22 protein-coding genes are annotated in these 23,263 nt (G+C 62.9%); 3 read left to right on the plus strand and 19 right to left on the minus strand.

Annotated features, from left to right (window positions below):
- The 12 genes from AAC023_RS07950 to AAC023_RS08005 all read right to left on the minus strand — a co-directional run.
- A partial coding sequence (locus tag AAC023_RS07950) for an NADPH:quinone oxidoreductase family protein (RefSeq protein ID WP_339739920.1) occupies positions 1–743 on the minus strand: 743 nt, incomplete at its 3' end.
- Positions 740–1,942, minus strand: coding sequence for an acetyl-CoA C-acyltransferase (locus tag AAC023_RS07955; protein ID WP_339739922.1), 1,203 nt, complete (start codon positions 1,940–1,942; stop codon positions 740–742). The genes AAC023_RS07950 and AAC023_RS07955, both read right to left, overlap by 4 nt.
- A gap of 5 nt (positions 1,943–1,947) precedes the next feature.
- On the minus strand, positions 1,948–2,763 hold the full coding sequence (locus AAC023_RS07960; protein ID WP_339739924.1) for a thioesterase family protein: 816 nt from the start codon (positions 2,761–2,763) through the stop codon (positions 1,948–1,950).
- A gap of 3 nt (positions 2,764–2,766) precedes the next feature.
- Positions 2,767–3,687, minus strand: a complete 921-nt coding sequence (locus tag AAC023_RS07965; RefSeq protein ID WP_339739926.1) for an SDR family NAD(P)-dependent oxidoreductase — start codon at positions 3,685–3,687, stop codon at positions 2,767–2,769.
- Between the two features lie 22 nt (positions 3,688–3,709).
- Positions 3,710–4,171: a MaoC family dehydratase gene (locus AAC023_RS07970; protein WP_339739928.1), complete on the minus strand. Its 462-nt coding sequence runs from the start codon at positions 4,169–4,171 to the stop codon at positions 3,710–3,712.
- Positions 4,171–5,883 (minus strand): class I adenylate-forming enzyme family protein, encoded by a 1,713-nt coding sequence (locus tag AAC023_RS07975; protein ID WP_339739930.1) that lies wholly within the window; start codon positions 5,881–5,883, stop codon positions 4,171–4,173. The genes AAC023_RS07970 and AAC023_RS07975 overlap by 1 nt, the downstream gene beginning before the upstream one ends.
- Positions 5,884–7,128 carry an acyl-CoA dehydrogenase family protein gene (locus AAC023_RS07980; RefSeq protein WP_339739932.1) on the minus strand — a complete coding sequence of 415 codons (1,245 nt, stop codon included), beginning with the start codon at positions 7,126–7,128 and terminating at the stop codon, positions 5,884–5,886. It abuts the gene before it with no gap.
- Between the two features lie 53 nt (positions 7,129–7,181).
- Positions 7,182–7,973 carry an SDR family NAD(P)-dependent oxidoreductase gene (locus tag AAC023_RS07985; protein WP_339739934.1) on the minus strand — a complete coding sequence of 264 codons (792 nt, stop codon included), beginning with the start codon at positions 7,971–7,973 and terminating at the stop codon, positions 7,182–7,184.
- Positions 7,974–7,998: 25 nt separating this feature from the next.
- Positions 7,999–9,138 (minus strand): acyl-CoA dehydrogenase family protein, encoded by a 1,140-nt coding sequence (locus tag AAC023_RS07990; protein WP_339739936.1) that lies wholly within the window; start codon positions 9,136–9,138, stop codon positions 7,999–8,001.
- A 14-nt stretch (positions 9,139–9,152) separates the two neighbouring features.
- Positions 9,153–10,328: an acyl-CoA dehydrogenase family protein gene (locus tag AAC023_RS07995; RefSeq protein ID WP_339739938.1), complete on the minus strand. Its 1,176-nt coding sequence runs from the start codon at positions 10,326–10,328 to the stop codon at positions 9,153–9,155.
- Between the two features lie 98 nt (positions 10,329–10,426).
- Complete coding sequence (locus tag AAC023_RS08000; RefSeq protein WP_339739940.1) at positions 10,427–11,302, minus strand: acyl-CoA desaturase; 876 nt, start codon at positions 11,300–11,302, stop codon at positions 10,427–10,429.
- Positions 11,303–11,416: 114 nt separating this feature from the next.
- Positions 11,417–13,468 (minus strand): PAS domain-containing protein, encoded by a 2,052-nt coding sequence (locus AAC023_RS08005; protein ID WP_339739942.1) that lies wholly within the window; start codon positions 13,466–13,468, stop codon positions 11,417–11,419.
- 329 nt (positions 13,469–13,797) lie between these two features.
- Between AAC023_RS08005 and AAC023_RS08010 the strand changes: the two genes are divergently transcribed.
- Entirely contained in the window at positions 13,798–14,013 is a 216-nt protein-coding gene (locus AAC023_RS08010) for a hypothetical protein (protein ID WP_339739944.1), read from the plus strand.
- A 51-nt stretch (positions 14,014–14,064) separates the two neighbouring features.
- On the opposite strand, the gene ccmI is transcribed toward AAC023_RS08010, so the two are convergent.
- The 7 genes from ccmI to AAC023_RS08045 form a co-directional block, all read right to left on the minus strand.
- Positions 14,065–14,895 (minus strand): c-type cytochrome biogenesis protein CcmI, encoded by an 831-nt coding sequence (gene ccmI / locus AAC023_RS08015; RefSeq protein WP_339739946.1) that lies wholly within the window; start codon positions 14,893–14,895, stop codon positions 14,065–14,067.
- Positions 14,895–15,353: a cytochrome c-type biogenesis protein gene (locus tag AAC023_RS08020; protein WP_339739948.1), complete on the minus strand. Its 459-nt coding sequence runs from the start codon at positions 15,351–15,353 to the stop codon at positions 14,895–14,897. The genes ccmI and AAC023_RS08020 overlap by 1 nt, the downstream gene beginning before the upstream one ends.
- The gene (locus AAC023_RS08025) at positions 15,353–15,886 is read right to left on the minus strand and encodes a DsbE family thiol:disulfide interchange protein (RefSeq protein WP_339739950.1); all 534 of its coding nucleotides are present in this window, start codon (positions 15,884–15,886) and stop codon (positions 15,353–15,355) included. Before AAC023_RS08025 ends, AAC023_RS08020 begins: the two co-directional genes overlap by 1 nt.
- Complete coding sequence (locus tag AAC023_RS08030; RefSeq protein WP_339739952.1) at positions 15,886–17,865, minus strand: heme lyase CcmF/NrfE family subunit; 1,980 nt, start codon at positions 17,863–17,865, stop codon at positions 15,886–15,888. Before AAC023_RS08030 ends, AAC023_RS08025 begins: the two co-directional genes overlap by 1 nt.
- Positions 17,866–18,058: 193 nt before the next feature.
- The gene (locus AAC023_RS08035; protein ID WP_339739954.1) at positions 18,059–19,480 is read right to left on the minus strand and encodes a peptidoglycan-binding domain-containing protein; all 1,422 of its coding nucleotides are present in this window, start codon (positions 19,478–19,480) and stop codon (positions 18,059–18,061) included.
- Positions 19,481–19,749: 269 nt separating this feature from the next.
- Positions 19,750–20,265 carry an ATP-binding protein gene (locus tag AAC023_RS08040; RefSeq protein ID WP_339739956.1) on the minus strand — a complete coding sequence of 172 codons (516 nt, stop codon included), beginning with the start codon at positions 20,263–20,265 and terminating at the stop codon, positions 19,750–19,752.
- 250 nt (positions 20,266–20,515) lie between these two features.
- Positions 20,516–21,991: a sodium/proline symporter gene (locus AAC023_RS08045; RefSeq protein WP_339739958.1), complete on the minus strand. Its 1,476-nt coding sequence runs from the start codon at positions 21,989–21,991 to the stop codon at positions 20,516–20,518.
- Positions 21,992–22,128: 137 nt separating this feature from the next.
- On the opposite strand from AAC023_RS08045, the gene AAC023_RS08050 reads away from it, so the two are divergent.
- Together AAC023_RS08050 and AAC023_RS08055 are read left to right on the plus strand one after the other, a co-directional pair.
- Positions 22,129–22,947: an enoyl-CoA hydratase-related protein gene (locus AAC023_RS08050; protein WP_339739960.1), complete on the plus strand. Its 819-nt coding sequence runs from the start codon at positions 22,129–22,131 to the stop codon at positions 22,945–22,947.
- The coding region (locus tag AAC023_RS08055; RefSeq protein WP_339739962.1) for an acyl-CoA dehydrogenase family protein at positions 22,944–23,263 on the plus strand (320 nt) is incomplete at its 3' end. The genes AAC023_RS08050 and AAC023_RS08055, both read left to right, overlap by 4 nt.

Genomic DNA, 23,263 nt, shown 5'->3' on the forward strand with positions numbered 1-23,263 from the left:
AGTTTCGGGATAGGACCGGCGGCAAAGCCGATCACCAGGTGACGGCCTTCCCAGGCGATGGAGCGGAAGGCGGTCTCGGCGAAATCGCCACCGACCGGGTCATAGATCACGTCGACGCCCTTGCCGCCGGTGATTTCCTTGATGCGGGCGCGCAGATCATCGCTGGTATAGTTGATGCCCTCATCGGCGCCATGCGCCTTGGCGGCGGCGAGCTTCTCGTCGCTGGAGGCGCAGGCGATGACCTTCGCGCCCATCGCCTTGCCAAGTTCGACCGTGGCCAGACCGACACCGCCGGCCGCACCGAGCACCAGCAGGGTCTCGCCCGGCTGGAGTCTGGCGCGTTGTTTCAGGGCGTAATAGGAGGTCGCATAGACCACCGTCAGCCCGGCGCCTTCCTCGAAGGACATGCTGTCGGGGATCTTGATGACCGCACCGGCGGGCGCCGCGACCTGCTCGGCGAAGGCGCCGGTCAGGCCGTTGAAACAGACCCGGTCACCAACAGCGACATTGGTGACCCCTTCGCCCAGCGCGGTGACGATACCCGCGCCCTCACCGCCCGGCACGAAAGGCAAAGGCGGTTTGAACTGGTATTCGCCGCGCACGCACAGCAGGTCGGGGAAGTTGAGCCCGCCCGCCTTGACGTCGATCAGCACATGCGCTGCGGGCAGCAATGGCGTGTCGATCTCCTCGACCTTCATATTGGCTTCCGGGCCGAATTCCCGGCAATAGAGCGCGCGCATCATGCCACCTCGAACAGGCCGGCTGCGCCCATGCCGCCGCCGACACACATGGTGCAGACGACATATTTGGCGCCGCGGCGCTTGCCCTCGATCAGGGCGTGACCAACCATGCGGGCGCCGGACATGCCATAGGGGTGGCCGATCGAGATCGCGCCGCCATCGACATTGAGAAGTTCGTCGGGAATGCCCAGCTTGTCACGGCAATAGAGGACCTGGACGGCGAAAGCCTCATTGAGCTCCCACAGGCCGATATCATCCATCTTGAGGCCATTGGCCTTGAGGAGTTTGGGAATCGCGAACACCGGGCCGATACCCATCTCGTCCGGATTGGTGCCGGCCACGGCCATGCCGCGATAAATCCCCAGGGGCTCGATACCGCGACGCTCGGCGTCCTTCGCTTCCATCATCACTGCGGCCGAGGCGCCGTCAGAGAGCTGGGAGGCATTGCCGGCCGTGATGTATTTGCCTTCCTTGATGCGCAGGCCATTGGCGAAGACCGGCTTCAGCCCGGAAAGCATTTCCGCCGAGGTGCCGGGGCGATTGCCCTCATCCTTTTCCAGCGTGACGTCGATGTCCTGGACCTCGCCGGTTTCCTTGTTCATGAATTTCATGACCGTGGGCAGCGGCACGATCTCGGCATCGAAACGGCCGGCCTGCTGGGCGGCATGGGTGCGAGCCTGCGACTGGGCCGCGTATTCGTCCTGGGCCTCGCGGCTGATGCCATAGCGATCGGCAACGACTTCGGCGGTTTCCAGCATCGACATGTAGAGGTCGGGCTTGTTGGCCATGATCCAGGCATCGACATCCCAGTTCTTGGTCATCTTGTCGGTCTGGACCAGGGAGATGCTCTCCAGCCCGCCGCCGACGGTGACAGTCATGCCATCGGTGATGATCTGCTTGGCGGCCGTGGCGATGGCCATCATGCCCGAGGCGCACTGACGGTCCATCGACATGCCGGCGACGCTGTCGGGCAGGCCGGCGCGGATCAGGCTGTTGCGGGCGATATTGCGGCCCGTCGTGCCCATCTGCATGGCGCAGCCCATGACAACATCGTCAATCTCGCTGGGATCGACGCCGGAGCGTTTGACCGCTTCGCCGATGGCGTGACCGCCCAGGGTCGGGCCGGAGGTGGCATTGAAGGCGCCGCGATAGGCCTTGCCGATCGGTGTACGCGCCGTGGATACGATGACAGCTTCACGCATGGGTCTCACTCCTCATTGGTTGTTTTATACCAGACGATTTGCTGGGTCGTGGCCAGCAGGCGCCCGTCGCGGCTCCAGATCCGCGCATGTTGGTCGTAGAAACCGCGGCCGCCGCGGGCGGCATGGGTTTCGATAAGCATATAATCGGTGCCGACAGCGGCATAATCCTCGGGGCTGGCATGGAGATAGACAGTCATCGAGACCGTCGCGACCATGCCGAACTCGCCGGTCACAAAGAAAAGGCGCGGCGTCGGCGTATCGGCCAGCGCCACCAGGGCGACCGCATCGAGCGGTCGGGCCGGGTCGAGCCGGATCCAGGCCAGGTTATCAGTGCGGTCAATGCCCTTGCCGAAGGGCGGGCTTTGCGTCGGGCGCATCTCGACGGTGCGCGACCAGGCCATGGGCAGGTTGGCGCGGTCGCAATCCTCCGGCGGCGGCGCATCGGGGCGCGAGCCCTCGGTCCAGGCAATGGTCTCGCGGCGGCGCGAGAGAATGCCCATCGCCTTGTTCGACGGCCCCTTATCGCCCTTGGCCGTCAGCGAGGCATTCCAGAATTGCGTATTCTTGCCGCCCCGGTCGCAACCCACATCAAGCGTCACCGGACCTTCGCGGGCGCCGGCGAGAAAATCGGTGGTGATCGAGACCAGTTCCATCTCCTCACCGGCCGCCTCGATCAATCCCTTGGCCAGGACCGCCGCGCTCCAGCCGCCATAGGGGCCGATCATATTCTTGAAATGCGCGCTCGCCATACCCTCGAAGCGGACCTCCGGCGCATCGCCGGACGTCCGCTTCAGAGCCGTGGACTGGTCGAATAAATGCACGGGTCAGCCCAGCTTCACGCCGAAATGAGCGGCAGCCTTGGCGAGAAATTTCATCGTCTGCTGACCGCCCTGCTCAAACATTTGCTGGCCGGCCGGATCGATAATCGCATCGATATTGGCGGCGACATGTTCCGGGGTCTGTTGTTCCGGCGCCAGATAGATGCCGTCGGTTTCATAGACGCGCGTTGCGGCATAACCACCCGCTCCGGCGCACAGCACCAGACGCGAAGGGGAATCCTCGCTGACCAGATAGACCAGACCGGCGGACACGCTTTCGACCGTCATCAGCTTGAGCGCCTCTTCCGGGATCAGGCCCTCGGTCATGCGTGTCGCCGCGGTTGGCGAAAGCGCATTGACGCGGATGCCGTATTTGGCGCCTTCCAGGTGCAGCACATTCATGAAGCCCACCAGGCCCATCTTGGCGGCGCCGTAATTGGCCTGGCCGAAATTGCCGTAAATGCCCGAGGAGGACGATGTCATGACGATGCGGCCATACTGGCGCTCGCGCATGTGGTCCCACAGGGCCTTGGTACAGATCGCCGAACCGGTCAGGTGCACCGAGGTGACGGCGTTGAAGTCGGCCATGTCCATCTTGGCGAAACTCTTGTCGCGCAGGATGCCGGCATTATTGACCAGGATATCGACTTGGCCGAAGGCCTTCATCGCCTCGGCCACCATGTCGGCGACCTCGTCTTCCTTGGTGACATTGGCGGTGTGCGAGATCGCTTCGCCGCCGGCGGCACGGATTTCCGCTGCAACATCCTCGGCCGCCGAACCGGATCCGACCCCGTCGACCGATCCGCCCATATCATTGACGACCAGCCTGGCCCCGCGTGAGGCCAGCGCCAGTGCGTGGGACCGGCCCAGGCCATTGCCGCCACCGGTCACGATCGCGACGCGGCCATCAAAACGAATTTCACTCATATCATGTCTCCGAAAATGGGCTTCAGGCGACGACCTGCATCGTCAGCCATTGAGCAATCAGGGCCGGCCTGTCCTCGCCCTCGATTTCTACCGTGATGCCGAAGCGCAGCATCCACTGGCCGGGGCTTTTCTCGACAGCGTCCTCGAGCACGAAGCGGCCGCGGATATTCTTGCCGGAGCGCACCGGCGTCAGGAAACGTACCTTGTCGAAGCCGTAATTAATCCCCATCGCCATGCCCTCGAGCGTGAAGGCAATGTCCATTGCCATGCGCGACAGCATGGAGAGCGAGAGGAAGCCATGGGCAATCGTGCCGCCGAACGGGGTTTCCTTCGCGGCGCGCTCTGCGTCGAGATGGATGAATTGATGATCCTCGGTGACATCGGCGAACTGGTCGATGCGGGACTGGTCGAGTCTGATCCAGTCGGACAGACCGATTTCCTTGCCGATCTGGCTGGCAAGATCGGCGGGTTTCGTGCTGGCCATCAGTCTATGTCTCCATCGGTCAGAAGTTGTTTTCTCAGACCAGGCTTGTCCACCTTGCCCGTGCCGCCGCGCGGCAGGGGCGCGTCGAGCCGCCAGTAATGCGCCGGGCGCTTGAAGGCCGCCAGATGCGGTTTGAGGAATTCATCAATCTCGTCATTGTGCAGAACGGCCCCCTCGCGCAGCAGGATCGCCGCACCCACGCGCTCGCCGAGCCGCTCATCGGGAATACCGATAACGGCCGCCTCGACAATGTCGGGATGCGCTGCCAGGGCGCCTTCCACTTCCAGGCAGGAAATATTCTCGCCGCCGCGGATCACCATGTCCTTGAGCCGGTCCACGATCGACAGGAAACCATCCTCATCAAGCACGCCGACATCGCCGGTCTTGAACCAGCGATCCTCGGTCAGCACGGCTGCCGTGGCTTCCGGCTGGTTGAGATACCCCTTGAACAGGCAAGGCGACTTGATCCAGACCTCACCAGCCTCGCCGGTCGGGGCTGTCGAGCCATCCTCGCGCACGATCTTGATTTCGGTGACGGCAGGAACGGCGCGGCCGCAGGAATTCGGCTTGGCTTGGTAGTCGGCCATATTATTGTACGCGCCCAGGGCATTCGTCTCGGTCAGACCATAACCCGAGCTTGACCAGGCTTGCGGGAAGACCTTGGCGAGCCGTTCGACATGGGCAGCCGGCCGTTTGGCACCGCCCGAACCCATATCCATAAGACTGTCCAGCTTGGTGCCGCGACGTTCGGCTTCCAGCGTCACCTCGTGCGACATGGTCGGCACGCCGACCATATTGGTCAATTGCTCGCGCTCGATCAGGTCGACGGCGTCGCCGGCATCCCATTTGCGCATCAGCACCATTTTGCGGCCCGACAGGAGCGAGGTCATGAAGACGGCGTGTGAGCCGGTGCAATGGAAAAGCGGAACCGCAACCAGAACGCCCGGCGTCTCACCGAAGAATTCCTCGCCGCCATTGGCATGTTTCATCCCGGCGCCGATCAGCGCGTAGGACATGATCGCGGTCACCGCACCGCGGTGCGTGAGGACTGCGCCCTTGGGTGCCCCGGTCGAACCGGACGTGTAGAAGATCGCAAAATCCGCGTCCGGATCGATCACCAGCGCGGGCGCCGGCTTGCCGGCTCCGGCTGCAACAAGATTATCGAAACTGTCTGTACAGCCCTCAACGCCCTCGCGAATGCCGATCAGGGTCAGACCCAGGGGTTTGAGGTGCGGCAACATGCGCTCGGCCTGGCGCGAGCCGGCGATGATCAGCTTGGCGCCGCAATCGCGCAGGCCGTAGCCGATCTCTTCACTGGTCCACCAGCCATTCATCGGCACGACAACACCGCCAGCCGCAATAATGCCGAGGAAACACGCCATCCATTCCGGACAATTGCGCATCGCCAGCACGACCCGCGTGCCCGGTGTGACGCCATGGCGTTCAATCAGCCCGTTGGCGACCGCGATCGACTTGCCGATCAGCTCGCCATAGGTCCAGCGCTGATCCTCGAATACGACGGCGGTCTTATCCTTGTGCTCCATCGCGGCGGCCATCAGAAAGCGCAGATCCGGCGGCGCATTGACATAACCGCGTTGCTTGACGCCAAAATTCTCGATCTCGCCGACCGCGAACATCGGTTCATTGGCGACAATGAACTCGATAACCTTGTCGACCTGCTCCCGTGACGGGCCCGGTTTACGATCCTTCATTCAGCCCTCCAATGCTTCGTTGACGTAGCGCTTGAGCTCCTGGCGGGCGATCACCATGCGATGAACGGCATCAGGACCATCGGCGAAGCGCAGGGTGCGCAGCGCAACCCACATGCCGGCCAGCGGCGTGTCCTGGGAGACGCCGGTACCGCCATGCATCTGCATCGCCTCATCGACCGTTTCCAGCGCCACGCGCGGGGCGATGACCTTGATCTGGGAGATGTAGGGCGCCGCCGCGCGCGGATCGCCCTGATCCATCATCCAGGCGGCCTTGAGGCAGAGCAGACGGGCCTGCTCGATCGCCATGCGGCGTTCGGCGATGATGTCCTTATTGGCGCCGAGCCGGGCGAGTTTCTGGCCGAATGCGGTGCGCGAGACCGAGCGGCGGCACATCAATTCCATCGCCCGTTCAGACTGACCGATGGCGCGCATGCAGTGATGAATGCGACCGGGTCCAAGCCGGCCCTGGGAGATTTCAAAACCCTTGCCGCGGCCGAGAATAATCGTGTCCTTGGGAACGCGCACATTGGTGAAGCGGATATGCATATGGCCGTGCGGCGCATCGTCATGACCGAAGACGGTCATCGGGCGCAGGAGCTCGATCCCCGGGGTGGCGGCGTCGACGAGGAATTGCGAGTGGCGGCCATGACGTCCGGCCTCTTCACCCTCGGTGCGCGCCATCAGCACATAGACGGCGCAGCGCGGATCACCAGCACCCGAGGCCCAGTATTTCTCGCCATTGAGGACCCACTCATCACCCTCAAGAACCGCCGAGAAGGCAATATTGGTGGCATCCGACGAAGCGACATCCGGCTCGGTCATCAGATAGGCGGAACGCTTCTTGCCCTCGAGCAGATCGCTGAGCCAGCGCTGTTTTTGCGCCGTGGAACCGTAACGCTCGATCACCTCCATATTGCCGGTATCGGGCGCGGAGCAGTTGAAGATCTCCGGCGCCAGGAAGGACCAGCCCATTTCCTCGGCAAGATAGGCATATTCCAGCGTCGAGAGGCCATAGCCACGATCAGAGCCGGTGAGCCAGAAATTCCACAGGCCGCGCTCGCGGGCCTTTGCTTTCAGGGTCTCGCGAATTTCGACCTGGCGATCAGTGAAGGCAAAACGGTCCCCGCCGGCGGCCTTGCCGACCTCGGCGTGATACTCGTCCTCGAGCGGCAGGATCTCGTCGCGCACCATGGCCCGAACCTGCTCGATCAGCGGCTTGACCCGCTCGGAAATCCCTAAATCCATCTCACTTCTCCCGTGAATATCGTGTTGTTGTGCTGCACGCGTCTGTTGCGAGCCTAAACAGGTCGGCCGCGTTCGCTAACCATCATTCGGCGAAATTTTCGCATCCCGCCGAGCCAGCGATCGCGCTGAGTCGCCCGCAGGGCTTCGTATTCGGCGACTTTCGGGTGCGGCAAGGCCAGGAAATGCTTGTTCTCGATCGCCGCCAGCATGGCCTCGGCAACCGCTGAAGGCTCGACAATACCGTCGGCCCCGGCAATGCCGCCATCCTCGCTGCCGCCAAGCATATCGGTGCGCACCGCCTGTGGACAGACGCAGACGACCTGCAGGCCTTCATCGCCGTGGGCGACGGCCAGGCTTTCGGCAAAGGCGACGGCCGCATGCTTGCTGGCGCTGTAGGAGGAGGCCCCGATCTGGGCCAGCAGGCCGGCCGCCGAGGCGACCAGAACGAAAATGCCGCCACCGCGCGGTTTCATTCGCGGCCAGACCTGACGCGCACCGCGCACGGCCCCCATCACATTGACCTCAAACGAGTCATGCCAGGCTTTGTCGTCCGCTCCGGCTGCATCCCAGCTGGGCTCGTCCGTGCGCAGGATGCCGGCATTGGAGACATAGATGTCAACCGGCCCGAGCCGTTCCTCGGTCTGGATCAGGAAGGCAGCGATATCGGCCTCCCGGGTGACATCGACGCGGGCGCCATAGCCGCCAAATTCGGCGGCCGCCTGTTCGGCGCCGTCCAGATCGGCCAGCGCGATCTTCGCACCGCGTCCGTGAAACGCCCTGGCCATGGCCAGGCCAATCCCGCGGGCACCGCCCGTAATCGCGACCACTTTTCCTGAGTAATCCATTGCGGCCCTCCCCGACCTGATCGACCTAGTATTTGCGCAGACGCGCGAACTTGTCGGTGTGGTAATTGGCATCACCATAGAGCGCTTCGGCGACGCGCACGCGCTTGATGAAGAAGCCGATATCGTATTCATCGGTCATGCCGATACCGCCATGCATCTGGATCGCCTCGCGGGCCGCCAGCTGGGCCACCTGCCCCAGTTTCGACTTCGCGGCCGAGACCATCATCGCGGCGTGATCGGGCGCCATGTCGAGCGTCTGCAGGGCCTTGAGCACGATGGATTTGCCCAGTTCGATCTCGGTATAGAGATGCGCAGCGCGGTGCTGCAGCGCCTGATAGGTACCGATGATCTCGCCGAACTGTTTGCGCTCGCGCAGATAGCCCAGCGTCTGGCCCAGGCATTCCTGGGCCGAACCGGACATTTCCGCCGCCAGGCCGGCACGGCCGGCATCGAGCACCGCTTCCAGGGCCGTATAGCCGCCATCGACCTCGCCGAGCACGGCATCGGCAGTGACTTCCACGCCTTCCAGCGTGATCGCTGCCGAATTGCGGCTGTCGATCATCGAGGCACGCTCGACCGAGACGCCGGTCGCATCGCGCGGCACCAGGAAGAGCGTGATGCCATCGGCCTCGCCCTCGGCACCGGCGGTGCGGGCCGAGACGATCAGCATGTCGGCGACATGGCCGTCGGCGACGAAGGATTTGCGGCCGTCGAGCTTGAAGCCATTGCCGGAGCGCTGCGCCGTGGTGGTCACATTGGACGGGCTATGCTTGTGGGTCTCGTCGACAGCCAGCGCCGTCAGAAAATCACCAGCGGCCAGGCGCGGCAGATACTCACCCTTCTGGGCCTCGCTGCCAAAGCGCGTGAGCGCCGTGGCACCCAGGATTGCGGTCGACAGGAAAGGCGAAGCCGTCAGGGTGCGGCCCATTTCCTCGGCGATGACACCGGCGGCGACATGGCCCATGGCGACACCGCCATGCTCTTCGGGCACCAGCACGCTGGCCCAGCCCATTTCGGCCATGTCTTTCCAGGTCTTGCGATCGAAACCGTCAGCGCTTTCGCTATCGCGCAGCTTGCGCAATTGCGCGATCGGCGCCGAGGTCTTGAGATAGCCTTGGGCGGCATCCTTGAGCATGCCTTGTTCTTCGTTCAGCAGCATTGCCATGATGTGTCTCCCCCTCAGGCGCTCGGCAGGTCGAGAATGCGTTTCGAGATGATGTTGAGCTGAACCTCGGAGGTTCCGCCCTCGATGGAATTGGCCTTGGTGCGCAACCAGTGCCGCGCCACATCGCCATCGCCGTCCCATTCCAGCCCGTCATGGCCGGAACCGTCCATCATCAGTTCGAGGCGGCGCTTGTTGAGCTCGGTGCCGTAATATTTCAGCATCGAGGAATTGGAGCCAACACCCTGGCCGGACTTGGCCTCTTCGGTGACGCGTTCCAGCGTCGACAGGAAGGCGAGACCATCAATCTCGGCGCGTGCGACATCGGTGCGCAAAACCGGATCGGCCAGCTGGCCGTGTTCATTGAGGCCGACCTGCTGGATGGCGACATCGCCCATCGGCCGCATGGCTCCGGATCCGGCGCCGGTGCCGCCAATCATTTCGCGCTCATGGGTGAGCAGGTATTTGGCGATGGTCCAGCCCTTGTTGAGCTCGCCGACGAGGTTTTTCTTCTCGGCGCGGGCATCATCAAAGAAGGTCTCGCAGAAGGGGGATTTGCCCGAGATCAGCTTGATCGGCTTGGTAGTGACGCCGGGCTGATCCATGTCGACGAGAATGAAGCTGATGCCTTCATGCTTCTTGGCGGCAAAATCGGTGCGCACCAGGACGAAAATCCAGTCGGCCTGATCGGCATAGGAGGTCCAGATCTTCTGGCCATTGACCAGATAGTGATCACCCTTGTCCTCGCACTTGGTCATCAGGGCGGCCAGGTCGGAGCCGGCATTCGGCTCGGAATAGCCTTGGGCCCAGCGGATTTCACCGCGGGCAATCTTGGGAAGGTGTTCGAGCTTCTGCTCCTCATTGCCGTATTTCAGCAAGGCAGGCCCGAGCATCCAGATGCCGAAGGACATCAGCGGCGAGCGCGCCTTGATGCGACCCATTTCCTCGCGCAGCACCTTGGCTTCAGCCTTCGACAGCCCACCACCGCCATAGGCGACAGGCCATTCCGGAACCGTCCAGCCCTTTGATGCCATACGATCGAGCCAGGTTTTCTGGGCCTCAAGCTCGAAGACCGGCTTGCGGCCGCCCCAGACGGCATCATTTTCGCCCTTCATCGGACGGCGCATTTCCTCCGGGCAATTGGCCTCAAGCCAGGCGCGCGTCTCGGCGCGAAATCTTTCCAGGTCCGGCATGTCTCTCCCCTTGATTTATCTGTCGGCGTGACGTTTACGCTCACGTCAACTCGTTAGGCGTGAAATCCCCGCCATTGCCTGCCCTCGCCTGCGCGAGGTCAGGCGAATTGAGGGGCAATCTCCAGATTTTTGGCCAGCCCGAGCCGGCGCAGAACCAGCAGCATGGTCCCGTTATAATCAACGATGCGGTTCCAGATGCCCCGCTTGGGCAAATGCAGCGCGCTGCGCGGAAATTCGTGATGGTGATCGTGCAGGGCTTCGCCGCCGGTCAGCAGCGCCAGAAGGTAATCGACCCATTTGGGGGTATCGAGATGGCCGAAGACATTCACACCCAGCGTCGTGGCGTGGAATTGTATGCCGCGCCCGATGATGACGCAGGCATGCAGCAGAGCGACCAGGATCAGCGAACCGCCCGTCAGGGCAACCGCGAGATAAATCAGCCCGGGAACCAGGAAATGCATCGCCAGCGAAAGCGAGATGTGAAACCGGTCTGCAAACAGCACGACCTTGTTTTCCTTCAGCCACACCGGCATTGGCCGCTCCAGATCAGCGCTGTCGCGCCACAGTATCCAGCCCATCCAGGCCCAGACCTTGCTCTCAAGCGGATTGTGCGGATCGCCGGGATTATCGGCAAAACGGTGATGCTGGGAATGATAATTGACCCAATCTTTCAGCGATCCCTGCATCGCCAGGATGCAATTGAACATGAAAATGACCTGGGCCGGCCATTTGATTTCGCCGGCACGGTGCTGCCAGATCCGGTGCAGTGGCCCGATGCCCATATTACAGAGGAAGATCGTCGCCGCCATCACGCCCAGACCGAGCGGTGCATACCACCAGTGCAGGGTCAGCCCTTCGAGCGCGAGGCCGAGGACAATCATGGTCGCCAGCAGGGCAACCCCCAGAACCGGATAGAGAATTACGGAGAAAACACTGGCCCAGTTGAGCGTACCCCAAGTTCGGATGATCGACATGGATCGCGTCACTGCAGGGCTATTAGGCTTCATAGGGTCAAACTCATTGCTGGATTTAAGATGGTGACAACATGGGGTGGGCCGCACGAAATGTCGACAATCTCACTGCAAAGGTCAAACCCTAGTTTGCTGATCCTGACCGGTTCCAAGGCCGGGCAGAGGGGCAGCGGGCGCCTCAGCCGGCGAGAGCGGCAGCTCTATATGAAAGCAGCTGCCAGCCCCCGGCTCGCTCTCGACCCAGATTCGCCCGCCATGACGTTCGACGACGCGCTGACAAAGGGCCAGACCGATTCCTGTGCCAGGATAGGCATCGCGCGGATGCAGACGCCTGAACATATCGAAAACCCGCTCGGCGTAACGGCTGGCAAAGCCGATCCCGTTATCGCGGAAAGTGATGTGCCAATGGGCGCCACCTTCGGCCCGCGTGGCGGCAATGCGCACATGCGGCGGTGTATCGCCGCGATACTTCAATGAATTGCCAAGCAGGTTGTTGAATAACTGGCGCAACAGCAATTCATCGCCGCGCAGGACCACATCGTTCTCGCAGCTGACAACCGCCCCGGTCTCGGCAATCGCGAGCTCGAAATCACTCGAGACGTGGGCGATCAAATCCGCCAGCCCCACATCAACGATTTTCATCTCATCATTCGATGATCGCGAATAGCCCAGAAGATCTTGAATCAACTGCCGCAAGCGCTGCGCGCCGTCGACCATCCGGTCGACGAGAAGGCGGCCACGCTCGTCGAGCCGGTCAGAATAATCGCGCAATAGAAGCTCGCCGAAGCTATTGATCTTGCGCAGGGGTTCCTGCAGGTCGTGCGACGCGACCGAAGCGTATTGCTCCAGCTCGCGATTGGTCCGCAACAATTCCTCGGCCTGCTGCGCCATGCGCATTTCGGATTCCTTGCGCTCGGTAATGTCGTGGCAGGAACCGGCCATCCGGACCGGCTCGCCATTCTCGTCCCAGACCGCCTGCCCGCGTGTGTGCACCCAGATGAAACTGCCATCAGGACGACAGCTGCGGTACTCGGCCCGATACTCGCCCTCATGGGCCAGGTGCCGCTGCAGCGCAGCCAGCACGCGTTCGCGATCCTCGTCATGAATCCGCGCGGCGAAGGCTTCGATCGAGAGTTCCGGCTCGGGCACGTCCGGCGCCAGGATCCGTTTCAGCTGCTCGGACCAGAACACAACGCCGCTGCGGACATCCCAGTCCCATACACCGACGCCGGTTCCGCGCACCGCCAGTTCGTGGCGTTCCTTGGTGCGGAGCCAGGCCTCCTCGACCTTTTTGCGATCGGTAACGTCCTCGATCGAACCAGCCATGCGCAGCGGTTCCCCCGCCCGGTTCCAGACGGCCTGACCGCGCGAATGCACCCAGACATAATGCCCGTCCCGATGGCGAATCCGGTGCTCGATTCGGTAGGGCGTACGGTCGGTCAAATGTTGCCGGATCGCCTTGAGCTGAGCCTCGCGGTCATCGGGATGCTGCAGTTCGACAAAGTCACTCACCCGCGGCGTATGGTCGGCCGGATCCAGGCCGGTCACCTCAAAACAGCGCGGTGACCAGTAGACCGAATCATCCTGGAGATTCCACTCCCACAGCCCGACATTGGATCCGCGCACCGCGAGATCGAACCGGGCTTCAGCCCTCAGCAGCGAGAGATGATGGCCAACCAGGGCGGCGGCCGTTTCCAGCACATTGCGATCATCCTCATTGAAATGTCTCTCAACAGCCTCGTCGGCGGATACATTCAACGTCCCGTACAAGCGCGTATCGGCGAGAATACACGCACCGGCATAGACTTGTGGATTGCACGCCGCGACGTCGGGAAAAGCGTCAGGCGAGCTGCCGGGGTCGCGCGAGGCCATGAGCGTCTGCTGACACCCGACAACCTGCTGGCACCAGCTTCCGGCAAGGTCGGGCGCATCGCCGACCTTGAACCGGCCGGTATCGTCCAGAATATATTCGACCGAATACCGATCCGGGCCGATCTGGCAGACCGCCACGCGCGGCAGTTCGAAATGGGTTTTGACACGGTCGAGTAGCTGCAGAATGGTCTGTTCGTGGTCAGAAACGCCGACAGAACTCAGGCGAACCAGGTCAAGCACCGTCCGATAAGCCTGTGCATTGCCCGGGACCGCGCCCCTTTGTGGTTCTGCCGACATGAAACATCCATCTGGTATCTGGCCGCGATTCGCACGAACAGCGCCTCTTTCGCGGCCACGGTATAGCGTCACCCTTTCGCTTTTCCAAAGCCGGCACTTGTGCAATTGCGATGTTTTATGACCAGCGCCGCCGGGCCAGCTTGCCTGGAGTCGGATCGCAAATGGATGTCCGGGCGTGATGCAGGCGCTGCCCATCCCTGTATTTCAGGGCTTTCACCCCCAAAAACCCGAGAAAATCGACGCTTTATCGATAGTCGGGATGGACGGGCCGCCACCATTAAGGTTCTGTAATGCACGTGTTGAATTGATTCACGGCTGGGGAGGCGTTGATGAAAAATGCTCTATTAGTGTTCGCGGTATTGGCGAGCGCCGGCGTCGTCGCAGCGGTTTGTCCAGCCAGCCTGCGCGAGGAACTGGCACAGAAAACGCAGATTCCGGAATCGGTTCATCTGGAAGCCGGACGGCAGGTCGAGCTCTTTGTCAGCTGGGTCCGCGATGATGCAGGCCGCCCAGGTGCCGATTTCACCGAACGCAATCTCGATTAGTCGAGCGGGCAGCCTGAACCGGCTGGATGGCGGCTCCGTTTGATGAATGCCCTATTCGGGCTGGCCCACACCCGGTGCCAGACTGGCCAGCCGGGCCTCGATCATCCCGCGATAAACGGCATCGGCGGGTGTTTCCTCAAGCAGGGACTGCCAGGCCGCCAGAGCCGCGTCGGTCTCTCCCGCCTGATATCGCGCTTCAGCCATAAAAAAGCGTGAGCGCACATCGGACGGGTCAATATCGAGCGCCCGGGCGAAGGCCTCCCGCGCTGCCGGAGTCATCCGGCCACCCTCCCCGAACAACAAGGCCTGACCGAGCGAGGCAAACAGGAAAGTCGAATCCGGCACGATATCAATCGCCTGTTCGAAGGCATGGGCGGCGTCCTCATAGCGCGCCAGTCCGAGATAGGCCTGGCCGAGTACAGCCCAGCCCTGCGCGTTGTCGGGATTCGCCACCATTTCCGCTGCCAGACGATCGACCTGGTCGAGCACGGCACGCATTTCCTGCGAAATCTCGGCCACTTCCGGCTCCGGCGGTCCCACCCGTAGCGGGCTGCCGACCGCCATATAGATCGCCACCGCCGCGATTCCGCCGAGACCACAGACAATGATCGCCAACTGCCGCAAGGCCGAATTGGCCTGGCCGCCTCCGTCCTGATCGCCAAGCGCGGTGGCGGCAAGACGGCGACGCTTGATGTCAAGCTCGGCAGCGCGCGCCTGGGCGGCATCGATCAGGCCCAGTTCGCGATCCCGCTTCAACTCCTCCAACTGGCCGGAGAATGCCCCCAAACCATCCTCTTCCACCGCCACATCGCGGCGCATGAATGGCAGGACCAGGGCGGCGACCGTAAGGCTGGCCATGGCGGCAATCAGGATCCACAGCATTACTGGCCCTCCTCATCCATCAGCGCGTCGAGTTCGGCCTCTTCCTCAGGGGTCAAGGTCTCGGAAAGCCCCCTCGCCTGGCGCCGGACATAGAGAATGACCAAGCCTCCCCCCGCCAGCAGAATGAAGAAGGGCAGCCCCCACAGGACCAGCGTATTGGCCTGCAAGGGCGGTAGCATCAGCACGTAATCACCATAGCGAGCCTGCATATAGGCAAGGATCTCGGCATCGCTGTCCCCTGCCTCGAGGCGCTCGCGCACGACGATGCGCATGTCCTGCGCCAGCGAGGCGTTGGATTCATCAATGCTCTGGCTCTGACAGACAACGCAACGCAATTGCGTGTAGAGGCCGCGGGCGCGGCGTTCCATCGCCGCATCGGCATAGGCCTCGTCGGGCGATGGTGCGGCCCAGGCGGCCGGGGTGAGCAATAGAGCAAGGCAGGCGATCAGGGCGCGCATCAAGAGGCCTCCAGCTCGCGGATCAGCGGCAGGATGGTGTCGTCCCAGTCCTGCTGTGTAATAATGCCGACATGGCGATAGCGCACGCGTCCGCTGGCATCGACCAGGAAGCTCTCCGGCGCACCGGTGATTCCCAGATCGATCGCGAGATGACTGTCCGGATCCAGGCCCACAGCCCGATAGGGATTGCCATGGCGCTCCAGCCAGGCAGCGCCTGCCTCGGGCGTGTCGCGCCAGTCGACACCATAGATCGGCACAAGGCCCGAGCGCGCGATCTGCATCAGCATCGGGTGTTCAATCGCGCAGGGCGGACACCAGGACCCAAACACATTGACCAGGCTGACATGCCCGGCGAGGTCGGCATTGGACAGGCCTGCCGCCGCACCCGCAACCGGAGGCAGGTCGAATGCCGGCAGCGGCTCATCGATCAGCTGCGAGGGAATCTCGTTCGGATTTTCGCGTAGCCCCATGCCGAAATAGAGCGCCATCACCGCGAAGGCGAGCAAGGGCAGGAAGGCGAGCCAGCGCCCCATCACAACACCTCCCCTTCGACGGTCGCCTCGGGCTTGCGCGATGTCAGTGCTCGGCGGCCGCGATCACCGAGCGCCAGAACGCCGCCGAGCGCCAGCAGTGCCGCGCCGATCCAAAGCCAGACCGCGAGCGGATAGACATAGGCGTGAACGGCCCAGCCACGTCCCTCAACCCCCTCGCCGATGGTGACATAGAGGTCGCCATCGAGGCGCGCGCGAATTGCCGATTCTGTCGTGGCCATTTCGCGCACCGGATAGAAGCGCCGCTCGGCAACCAGATGGCCCAGCTCGCGGCCGGTTCTCGAAACCGCCAGCGTACCGGCCTGGGAGACGAAGTTTTCCCGGTCGCTGCGCACGACATCGACCAGTTCGATCGAGTATCCGTCCAGTTCCAGCGACTGGCCCGGCATCAGGAAGGCACTGGCCTCATCCTTCCAGGCGCTGACCCCGGTAACGGCGAAGATCAGCACCGCCAGACCGAAATGTGCCACCATCATGCCCCAGATCCCGCCCGGCAGGCGCTTGGCCCGCGCCCAGCTGGCGGCGAGGTCGATTTCAAACAGTTTCACCCGGGTCTTGAGGTCGAGCAGAACGCCCAGACCGACCCAGACAGCCAGTGCCGTGCCGATTGCGCCGGCGACGGCTTCACGCTCGGCCATCCAGAGCGCGATCAACCCGGCGGCCAGCGCGGCGATGAAGGCTGGCATCAACTTCTTCGCAATCGGTCCCAGCCGGCCCCGCTTCCAGGCGAGCATGGCGCTGACGGGGATGAGCAGGAAGAGCACGGCCATCATCGGGATGAAGGTGGCATGGTAGAATGGCGCACCAATCGAGATCGTCTCGTCAGACACCGTGGTGATGAAGAGCGGGTAGAAGGTTCCGAAGAAGACCAGCGCACAGGCGGCGGCCAGAAAGAGGTTATTGACCAGCAATGTGCTCTCGCGGCTCACCTCGGCAAACACGCCCGTCGGTTTGAGCTGGCCGGCACGCAGACCGTAAAGCGCCAGCGAGCCACCGATCACCAGGATCAGGATGCCGAGAATGAAAACACCGCGTTCCGGGTCTACGGCAAAGGCGTGGACCGAGGTAATGATGCCTGAGCGCACCAGGAAGGTTCCCGCCAGCGACAGCGAAAAAGTGAGCAGGGCCAGCAGGATGGTCCAGGCCTTGAGCGTGTCGCGTTTTTCCATCACCCGTAGCGAGTGAATGAAGGCCGTGCCGGCCAGCCAGGGCATGAGAGAAGCATTCTCGACCGGGTCCCAGGCCCACCAGCCGCCCCAGCCCAGCTCGTAATAGGCCCAGCTGGCACCCAGCGCGATGCCGATCGTCAGGAAAGTCCACGCCGTCAGTGCCCAGGGACGCACGATCCGTGCCCAGCGCGCATCGACCCGCCCCTCGATGAGGGCCGCAACTGCGAAGGAGAAGGTAATCGAGAAGCCGACATAGCCGGCGTAGAGCATGGGCGGATGCGAGGCGAGACCGGGATCCTGAAGCAGCGGATTGAGATCGGCGCCGTCGAGCGGCACCGGAAACAGCCGGGCGAACGGATTGGAGGTAAAGATCAGAAAGGCGAGGAAGGCGGCCGTAATCAGCGATTGCACCGAAAAGGTCAGCGTGATCAGGCGCGGCGCGACATGGCGTGCCAGCAGGGAGAGCGCGCCGGTATAAGCCGTCAGGATCAGTGCCCAGAGCAGCATTGAGCCTTCATGATTGCCCCAGACGCCGGATAGTTTGTAGAGGAAGGGTTTCAGCGTGTGCGAGTTCTGCGCCACCACGAGCACGGAAAAATCCGACACGACGAACAGCGCGGTCAGACAGGCAAAGGCCGACGCGACCAGGACAAACTGCGCCATCGCCCCGGCCCGCGCAAATCGGTGGAACACAGGATCGCGTACAGCGACCCCGGCGAAACCGAGTCCGGCCTGCAAGAGCGCGACAACGAATGCGAGAATGAGGGCGGCCTGGCCGAGTTCAGCGATCATGGGTGGTTGGTCTTACGGGATGGGCGCCAGGTCAAGGGCCTCGGTGTCGCATGCTGGCGGCCTGGCCGGCCCGCATCCGGATACTCATACAAAAACACCGTTCCTGTCTTCCCGCTCGGGAGACAAAAACGGTGTTGATGCAAAGGTCTGCGCCACCGGGGCCAGCCGGTTGAACGGCTGGCCCCGGCGAAGCCTATTCGACGCCAGGCGAGTAGAAGTTCACCGTCAGCGGTGCGTAAGGCACGCCGAGATGTTCCACGGACTCGCGGGTGATCTGACCAACGATCAGATTATTGGCGCGCTGGTAATCTTCGAGCGCGGAGAAAGTGCGCTCATTGATGATGCCGTCAATCGGACCCGGATCATAACCGCGATCGCGCAGAGCACGCTGGATCTGACGGATCGCTTCCGGTGTCGCATTGATTTCGCACAACACTTCGCGCCAATCGAGATTGCCGCCGCCGGCGACGACCTGGCGAGTGCGCGTTTCATAAACGGCCGGGACAACCCGGGTTTCCGTACGGCCCGGAACAACAACCTGCTGCACCCGTACCGACTCATAACGCGCCGGAATGACGTCTTCGATAACCTGTTCAGGCACATCGACGACCTGGCGCGCAACCTGGCGGGTGACAGCCGGGATGACGTCTTCGATCACCTGTTCCGGAGTATCGACAACTTGGCGGGTGACCGTCTGGGTGACAGCCGGAATGGTTTCTTCAACCACACGGGAATACGCATCATCGCGCGTTCCGCCTGGCGCCGAAGCCGTGCCGCTGTAAGAGGTGTCCAGCACGCTGCGCTCGACCAGTTCGGTTACCGCAGGGATGACCCGTTGCTCGATGCGTTCGGCCTGGACCAGGCGACGGCGCGTCACGGGCGCGTACTCGGCAGGAACTTCAACGCGGCAGAGAATTTCGCCCGTCGGCAGCTCACGCAGTTCTGAGCGCGAGAAATTGCGGCGTGCATATTCTTCAGCCGTGGTTGCATCGCCGGCAGCGCCGGTGTTGCGGGCCCGCTGGTAGAGCGGCGCAGAGGGCTGCCAGGTAGTGTAAGCGTCACGGACCAGAACCTGTTCGGTATAGGTCTCGTAAACCGCAGGTACGACGATCTGCTCGATACGTTCAGCCTGCAGGGTCACAGTCTCGGTCACCGTGCGACGACCGGCAGAGACGACACGGCGCTCGGTGCGGGCAGGTTCAATCACGACAGTTTCAGTAACCGTGCGATAGGTGGCAGGAATGATCCGGCGCTCGACGCGCTCAGGCTCAACCACAACCGTGTCGTAAACCGTCCGGAAGGTCGCCGGGACAACGCGAAGCTCGATACGTTCCGCTTCCAGCAGCACGTTCTCGGTCACGGTCTCATAGCTCGGCGGGATAATGACCGTCTCGGTCGTCTCGGCCTGAACCAGAATCGATTCGGTCACGGGCTCGGTCGAAATCGGGACCAGGACGCGGGCGAAGCACTGCCCGTCGGTCAGCGCTGGCGGATAATCAGCCGAGCTGTTGAGCTGGTTTTCCAGATCGCGGATGCGCTGTTGCGCATTGGCCAGCTCGCGCTGGACAGACGCGTTGGATTGAGCGAAAGCCGGCGCTGACGCCCCGGCAATCATGAGCCCGCTACAAATTGTAGCGGTCAAGAGTTTGAATTTTAAGGTCACGTAACCCCCCTTACTGAATAAAAATCTAGTAATGCCACGTTAACACTTAAGGCGCTGGCAGCAAGCAGAAAAAAACCTCGATTGCGCCGTCCCGGCCCCCCGCGCGAAAAAATATCCCGGCCGGAATGCAGACATCGCCATTTTTAAAACCAACAAAAAAACATACGACTAGGCCGATGTGGATCGCGGTCCGATCCGGCCCCGGGCAAGGCCCCGGCCCGTTATCGCCCAGGGATTTCCCCCTCCGGCTTTCCGCCTGCCTGATGCACCAAAAGCACAAACCCCTCGGCCGCGGCCGGCGGGACAAAATGCCGGCTGAACAGCTCGAATTCGGCCTCACCGGCCTGGTAGGCATGCTCGCCAGCAGCATTTCTCCGCCGCAGGCGGGCCTTGCATGTCGCATCATCCAGATCGAGCCAATGCAGGGTGTGTGCGGCGCCGCTGGCATCAATGATGGATCGCATCCATTGGCGTGTGGCGAGGGTATTGGCCGGGAAGTCCAGCACCACACTGGTGCCGGCCCGCAGCAGGGCGGTAATGTGCTCGCCCATGACAGCGCGCAGGCGGGCGGTATACCGTGCATAGTCTGCCAGCGCATTGATCTCGCCCGGCCAGAGGCTTGATAGCCAGGCGTCCTCGCTGAGCAGGACAGTCGCATCCGCCTCGGCAAGTCGGGCGCAGAGCGTGGATTTGCCCGCAGCAATCTTGCCGCAGACGAGATGAAGATGGCTGGTCATGAGCACTGCACTCGCAAATATCGACACCGCCGGCCGGCATCCATTCAGATCAGTTCAACGGCGTAAACCCGGCTCGCGATGCGATGCCGGGCCGATAATTCGCCGCGCCGCATTGGCGCGTTCGGATCTGAAAATAGGTAAGCTCATTTCGCGGATAATAGGCCCCGCCCCTCATCCCGGCAAGCTTTGCGCCCGAACGGTCGGACGCAGGTTTTCCCCGGCCGCAGACAGTCATGCACCGCCAGCGCCCTCACTGCGCCAGGCCCCCTCTCTGCCGCCCCAGCCACAGGATGAGCAGCGCGGGCACCCAGGGCATGACCCGTTCGAACGGGTCGCCGGGCAGGCGCGCCAGGTCCGAGAGAATGCGCATCACCCCGTCCAGCCCGGCTGGATCAACCGCGCCCATTGCGTTGAAGAAGACCGTCAGGGCGAAACCGCTCGCCATGGCACCGAGGATGGCGCGCCCGCTGGGTTCAAACCGCATCACGCGCATGATGATGATCGGCCCGAAGGCTGCGCCCAGCGCCGCCCAGGCGAACAGCACGCGGGCGAAAATCGTGCTTGGCAGGGCCAGCGTCATCCAGATCGCCACCAGGGCGATGGCCAGCATGACAATGCGCGACACGGTCAGTTCGCTACCGGGGAAGCGGCGCGACAAGCCCATATCATGGGCGATCGCGGCGGCAGCGACGAGCAGGATGGAGTCCACCGTCGACATCACCGCTGAAAGCACGGCGGCGAGCACGATGCCGGCCAGGATCGGCGGCAGAAGATCGCCGGCGAGCAGATAGAACAGGTTTTCGCCATTCTCCGCGCCGCCGACCAGGGCACGTCCGGCCAGGGCCAGCACGGTCATGCCGGTGAACATGATCACGGCCCAGACGATGGCGATGGCGAAGCCGCGATAGCGCGCCGCCTCATCCTTCACCGCCATCAGACGTGACATGAGTTGCGGCTGCCCCAGGGCACCGATACCGACACCCCAGACGCCGAGCACGAAACCAACCAGCATGAAGCCGGCGCGGCCGCCCGTGATCTGGAGATATTCCGGCGGCGCCTCGGCCGCGAGGGTCGCGAAAACCTGCGCCGGTCCGCCCGCGGCGATCAGCGCTGCCACCGGCAGGGTTAGCGCGACCAGGAGCATCATGAAGCCCTGGAGCATGTCGGTGACGCTGACGGCCCAGAAACCACCGAGCAGGGAATAGATCAGGATTACCGCCGCGCCGATCATCACCGCTTCGGTCTGGTTGACGGGGAATTGGGTCTCGAAGGCGGCCGCGGCAGCGCCAAACTGGGCCGCAATGTAGAAGACGAAGCAGAACACGATCAGCAGCGAGGCCAGACCAGTGATCAGCACCCGCATCCGGCCGGAGGTCCTCGCGGCGAGAAAATCGGTCAGCGTGACATGACCGCGCTCGGCGGTTTCCTCGCGCAGGCGCCTGCCGAACCAGAGCCAGACCGCAACATAGCCGCCCCAGATCCCCGGCACCATCCAAAGGGCCGACAATCCGGTGGCGTAGACGAAGCCGGTAAAGCCGAGCAGCACCCAGGCCGACGAGGTCGAGGCGGCATAGGAAAGGCCGGCAACCCAAGCCCCCAACCCCTGGCTGGCTACGAAGAAATCGGACTCATTCCGGTTGCGCTTGCTGGCCCAGACGCCAACCCCGATCAGAATGAGATTATAGGTCACCAGCGTGATCAATACGAGGATTGTCTGTTGGTTCATAAAGCCCTCCCCGGCATCGCTACGCAAAACGCAGCGCGGCGCTTTTATGACTCAGGGCCGCAGGTTTATGCTGCTTTTGTCGGCATGACAAAGACCTTGCCGCGACACGCCTGTTCGAAAAGAGATGTTTTCCGTCGATGACACAGCCCTCCGATGCAGGCCTGACAGTCGAGCGCCGCGGCGCGGTTGCCGAACTCGTGCTCAACCGGCCGCACACCCGCAATGCCTTCACAGCGTCGATGTGGGCCGCTCTGCCCGGCCTGCTCGAAGCCGCCGCGCGCGATTGCCGCGTGCTGATCGTGCGCGGTGCCGGCGACACATTTGCCTCGGGGGCTGACATCTCGGAATTCGCCGAGCTTTACGCGACCGCCGAGCGCGGCGAAAACTATTCGCGCCAGATCGCCACCGCGCTGGATGCGCTTGCCGCCTTTCCGCATCCGAGCATCGCGATGATTCGCGGAGCCTGTTTCGGCGGCGGCTGCGCCCTGGCGCTGGCCTGCGACCTGCGCTTTGCCGATGAGAGTGCCCGCTTCGCCATCACCCCGGCCAGGATGGGCCTCCTCTACCCCTTCAATGACACCAAACGCCTGGTCGATTGCGTCGGCGGCGCGATGGCCAAGGACATGTTGTTCTCGGCCCGCACGCTCGATGCCGCCGAGGCGCTTGATTGCGGTCTGGCCAATCGGGTGACCTCGCCTGCCGGGCTCGAACGCCTGGTCGGCGATTATGTGGATCAGCTACTGGACATGTCGCCGCATTCGGCCGAATTCACCAAGCAGATGATCGCCCGCGTGCTCGCCGGGCAGGACCATGACAGCGAAGCGACGAAAGCCCTGTTCGCCGGGGCCTTCAATCACGCGGATTTCAATGAAGGCTATCGCGCCTTCCTCGAGAAACGAAAACCGGATTTCAGCGCCGCACGACCGGCACCAGGCACGGGGACGAAACAATCATGACCACACTCAAAGCCAAGGATGCACCGGATCTCGGCGCCTTCGACTGGGAGGATGCCTTCCGCCTCGACGACCAGCTGACCGAGGAAGAACGCCTGGTGCGCGATGCCGCCCGCTCCTATGCCCGGGACAAGCTGCAGCCGCGGGTGATCGAGGCCTTCCGCGAGGAAAAGACCGATCCGGGCATCTTCCGCGAAATGGGTGAGCTGGGCCTGCTCGGCTCGACCATCCCCGAAGCCTATGGCGGCGCCGAGCTGGGCTATGTCGCCTATGGCCTGGTGGCGCGCGAGGTCGAGCGTGTCGATTCGGGCTATCGCTC

This window comes from uncultured Maricaulis sp., assembly GCF_963976135.1.
GTDB lineage: Bacteria > Pseudomonadota > Alphaproteobacteria > Caulobacterales > Maricaulaceae > Maricaulis.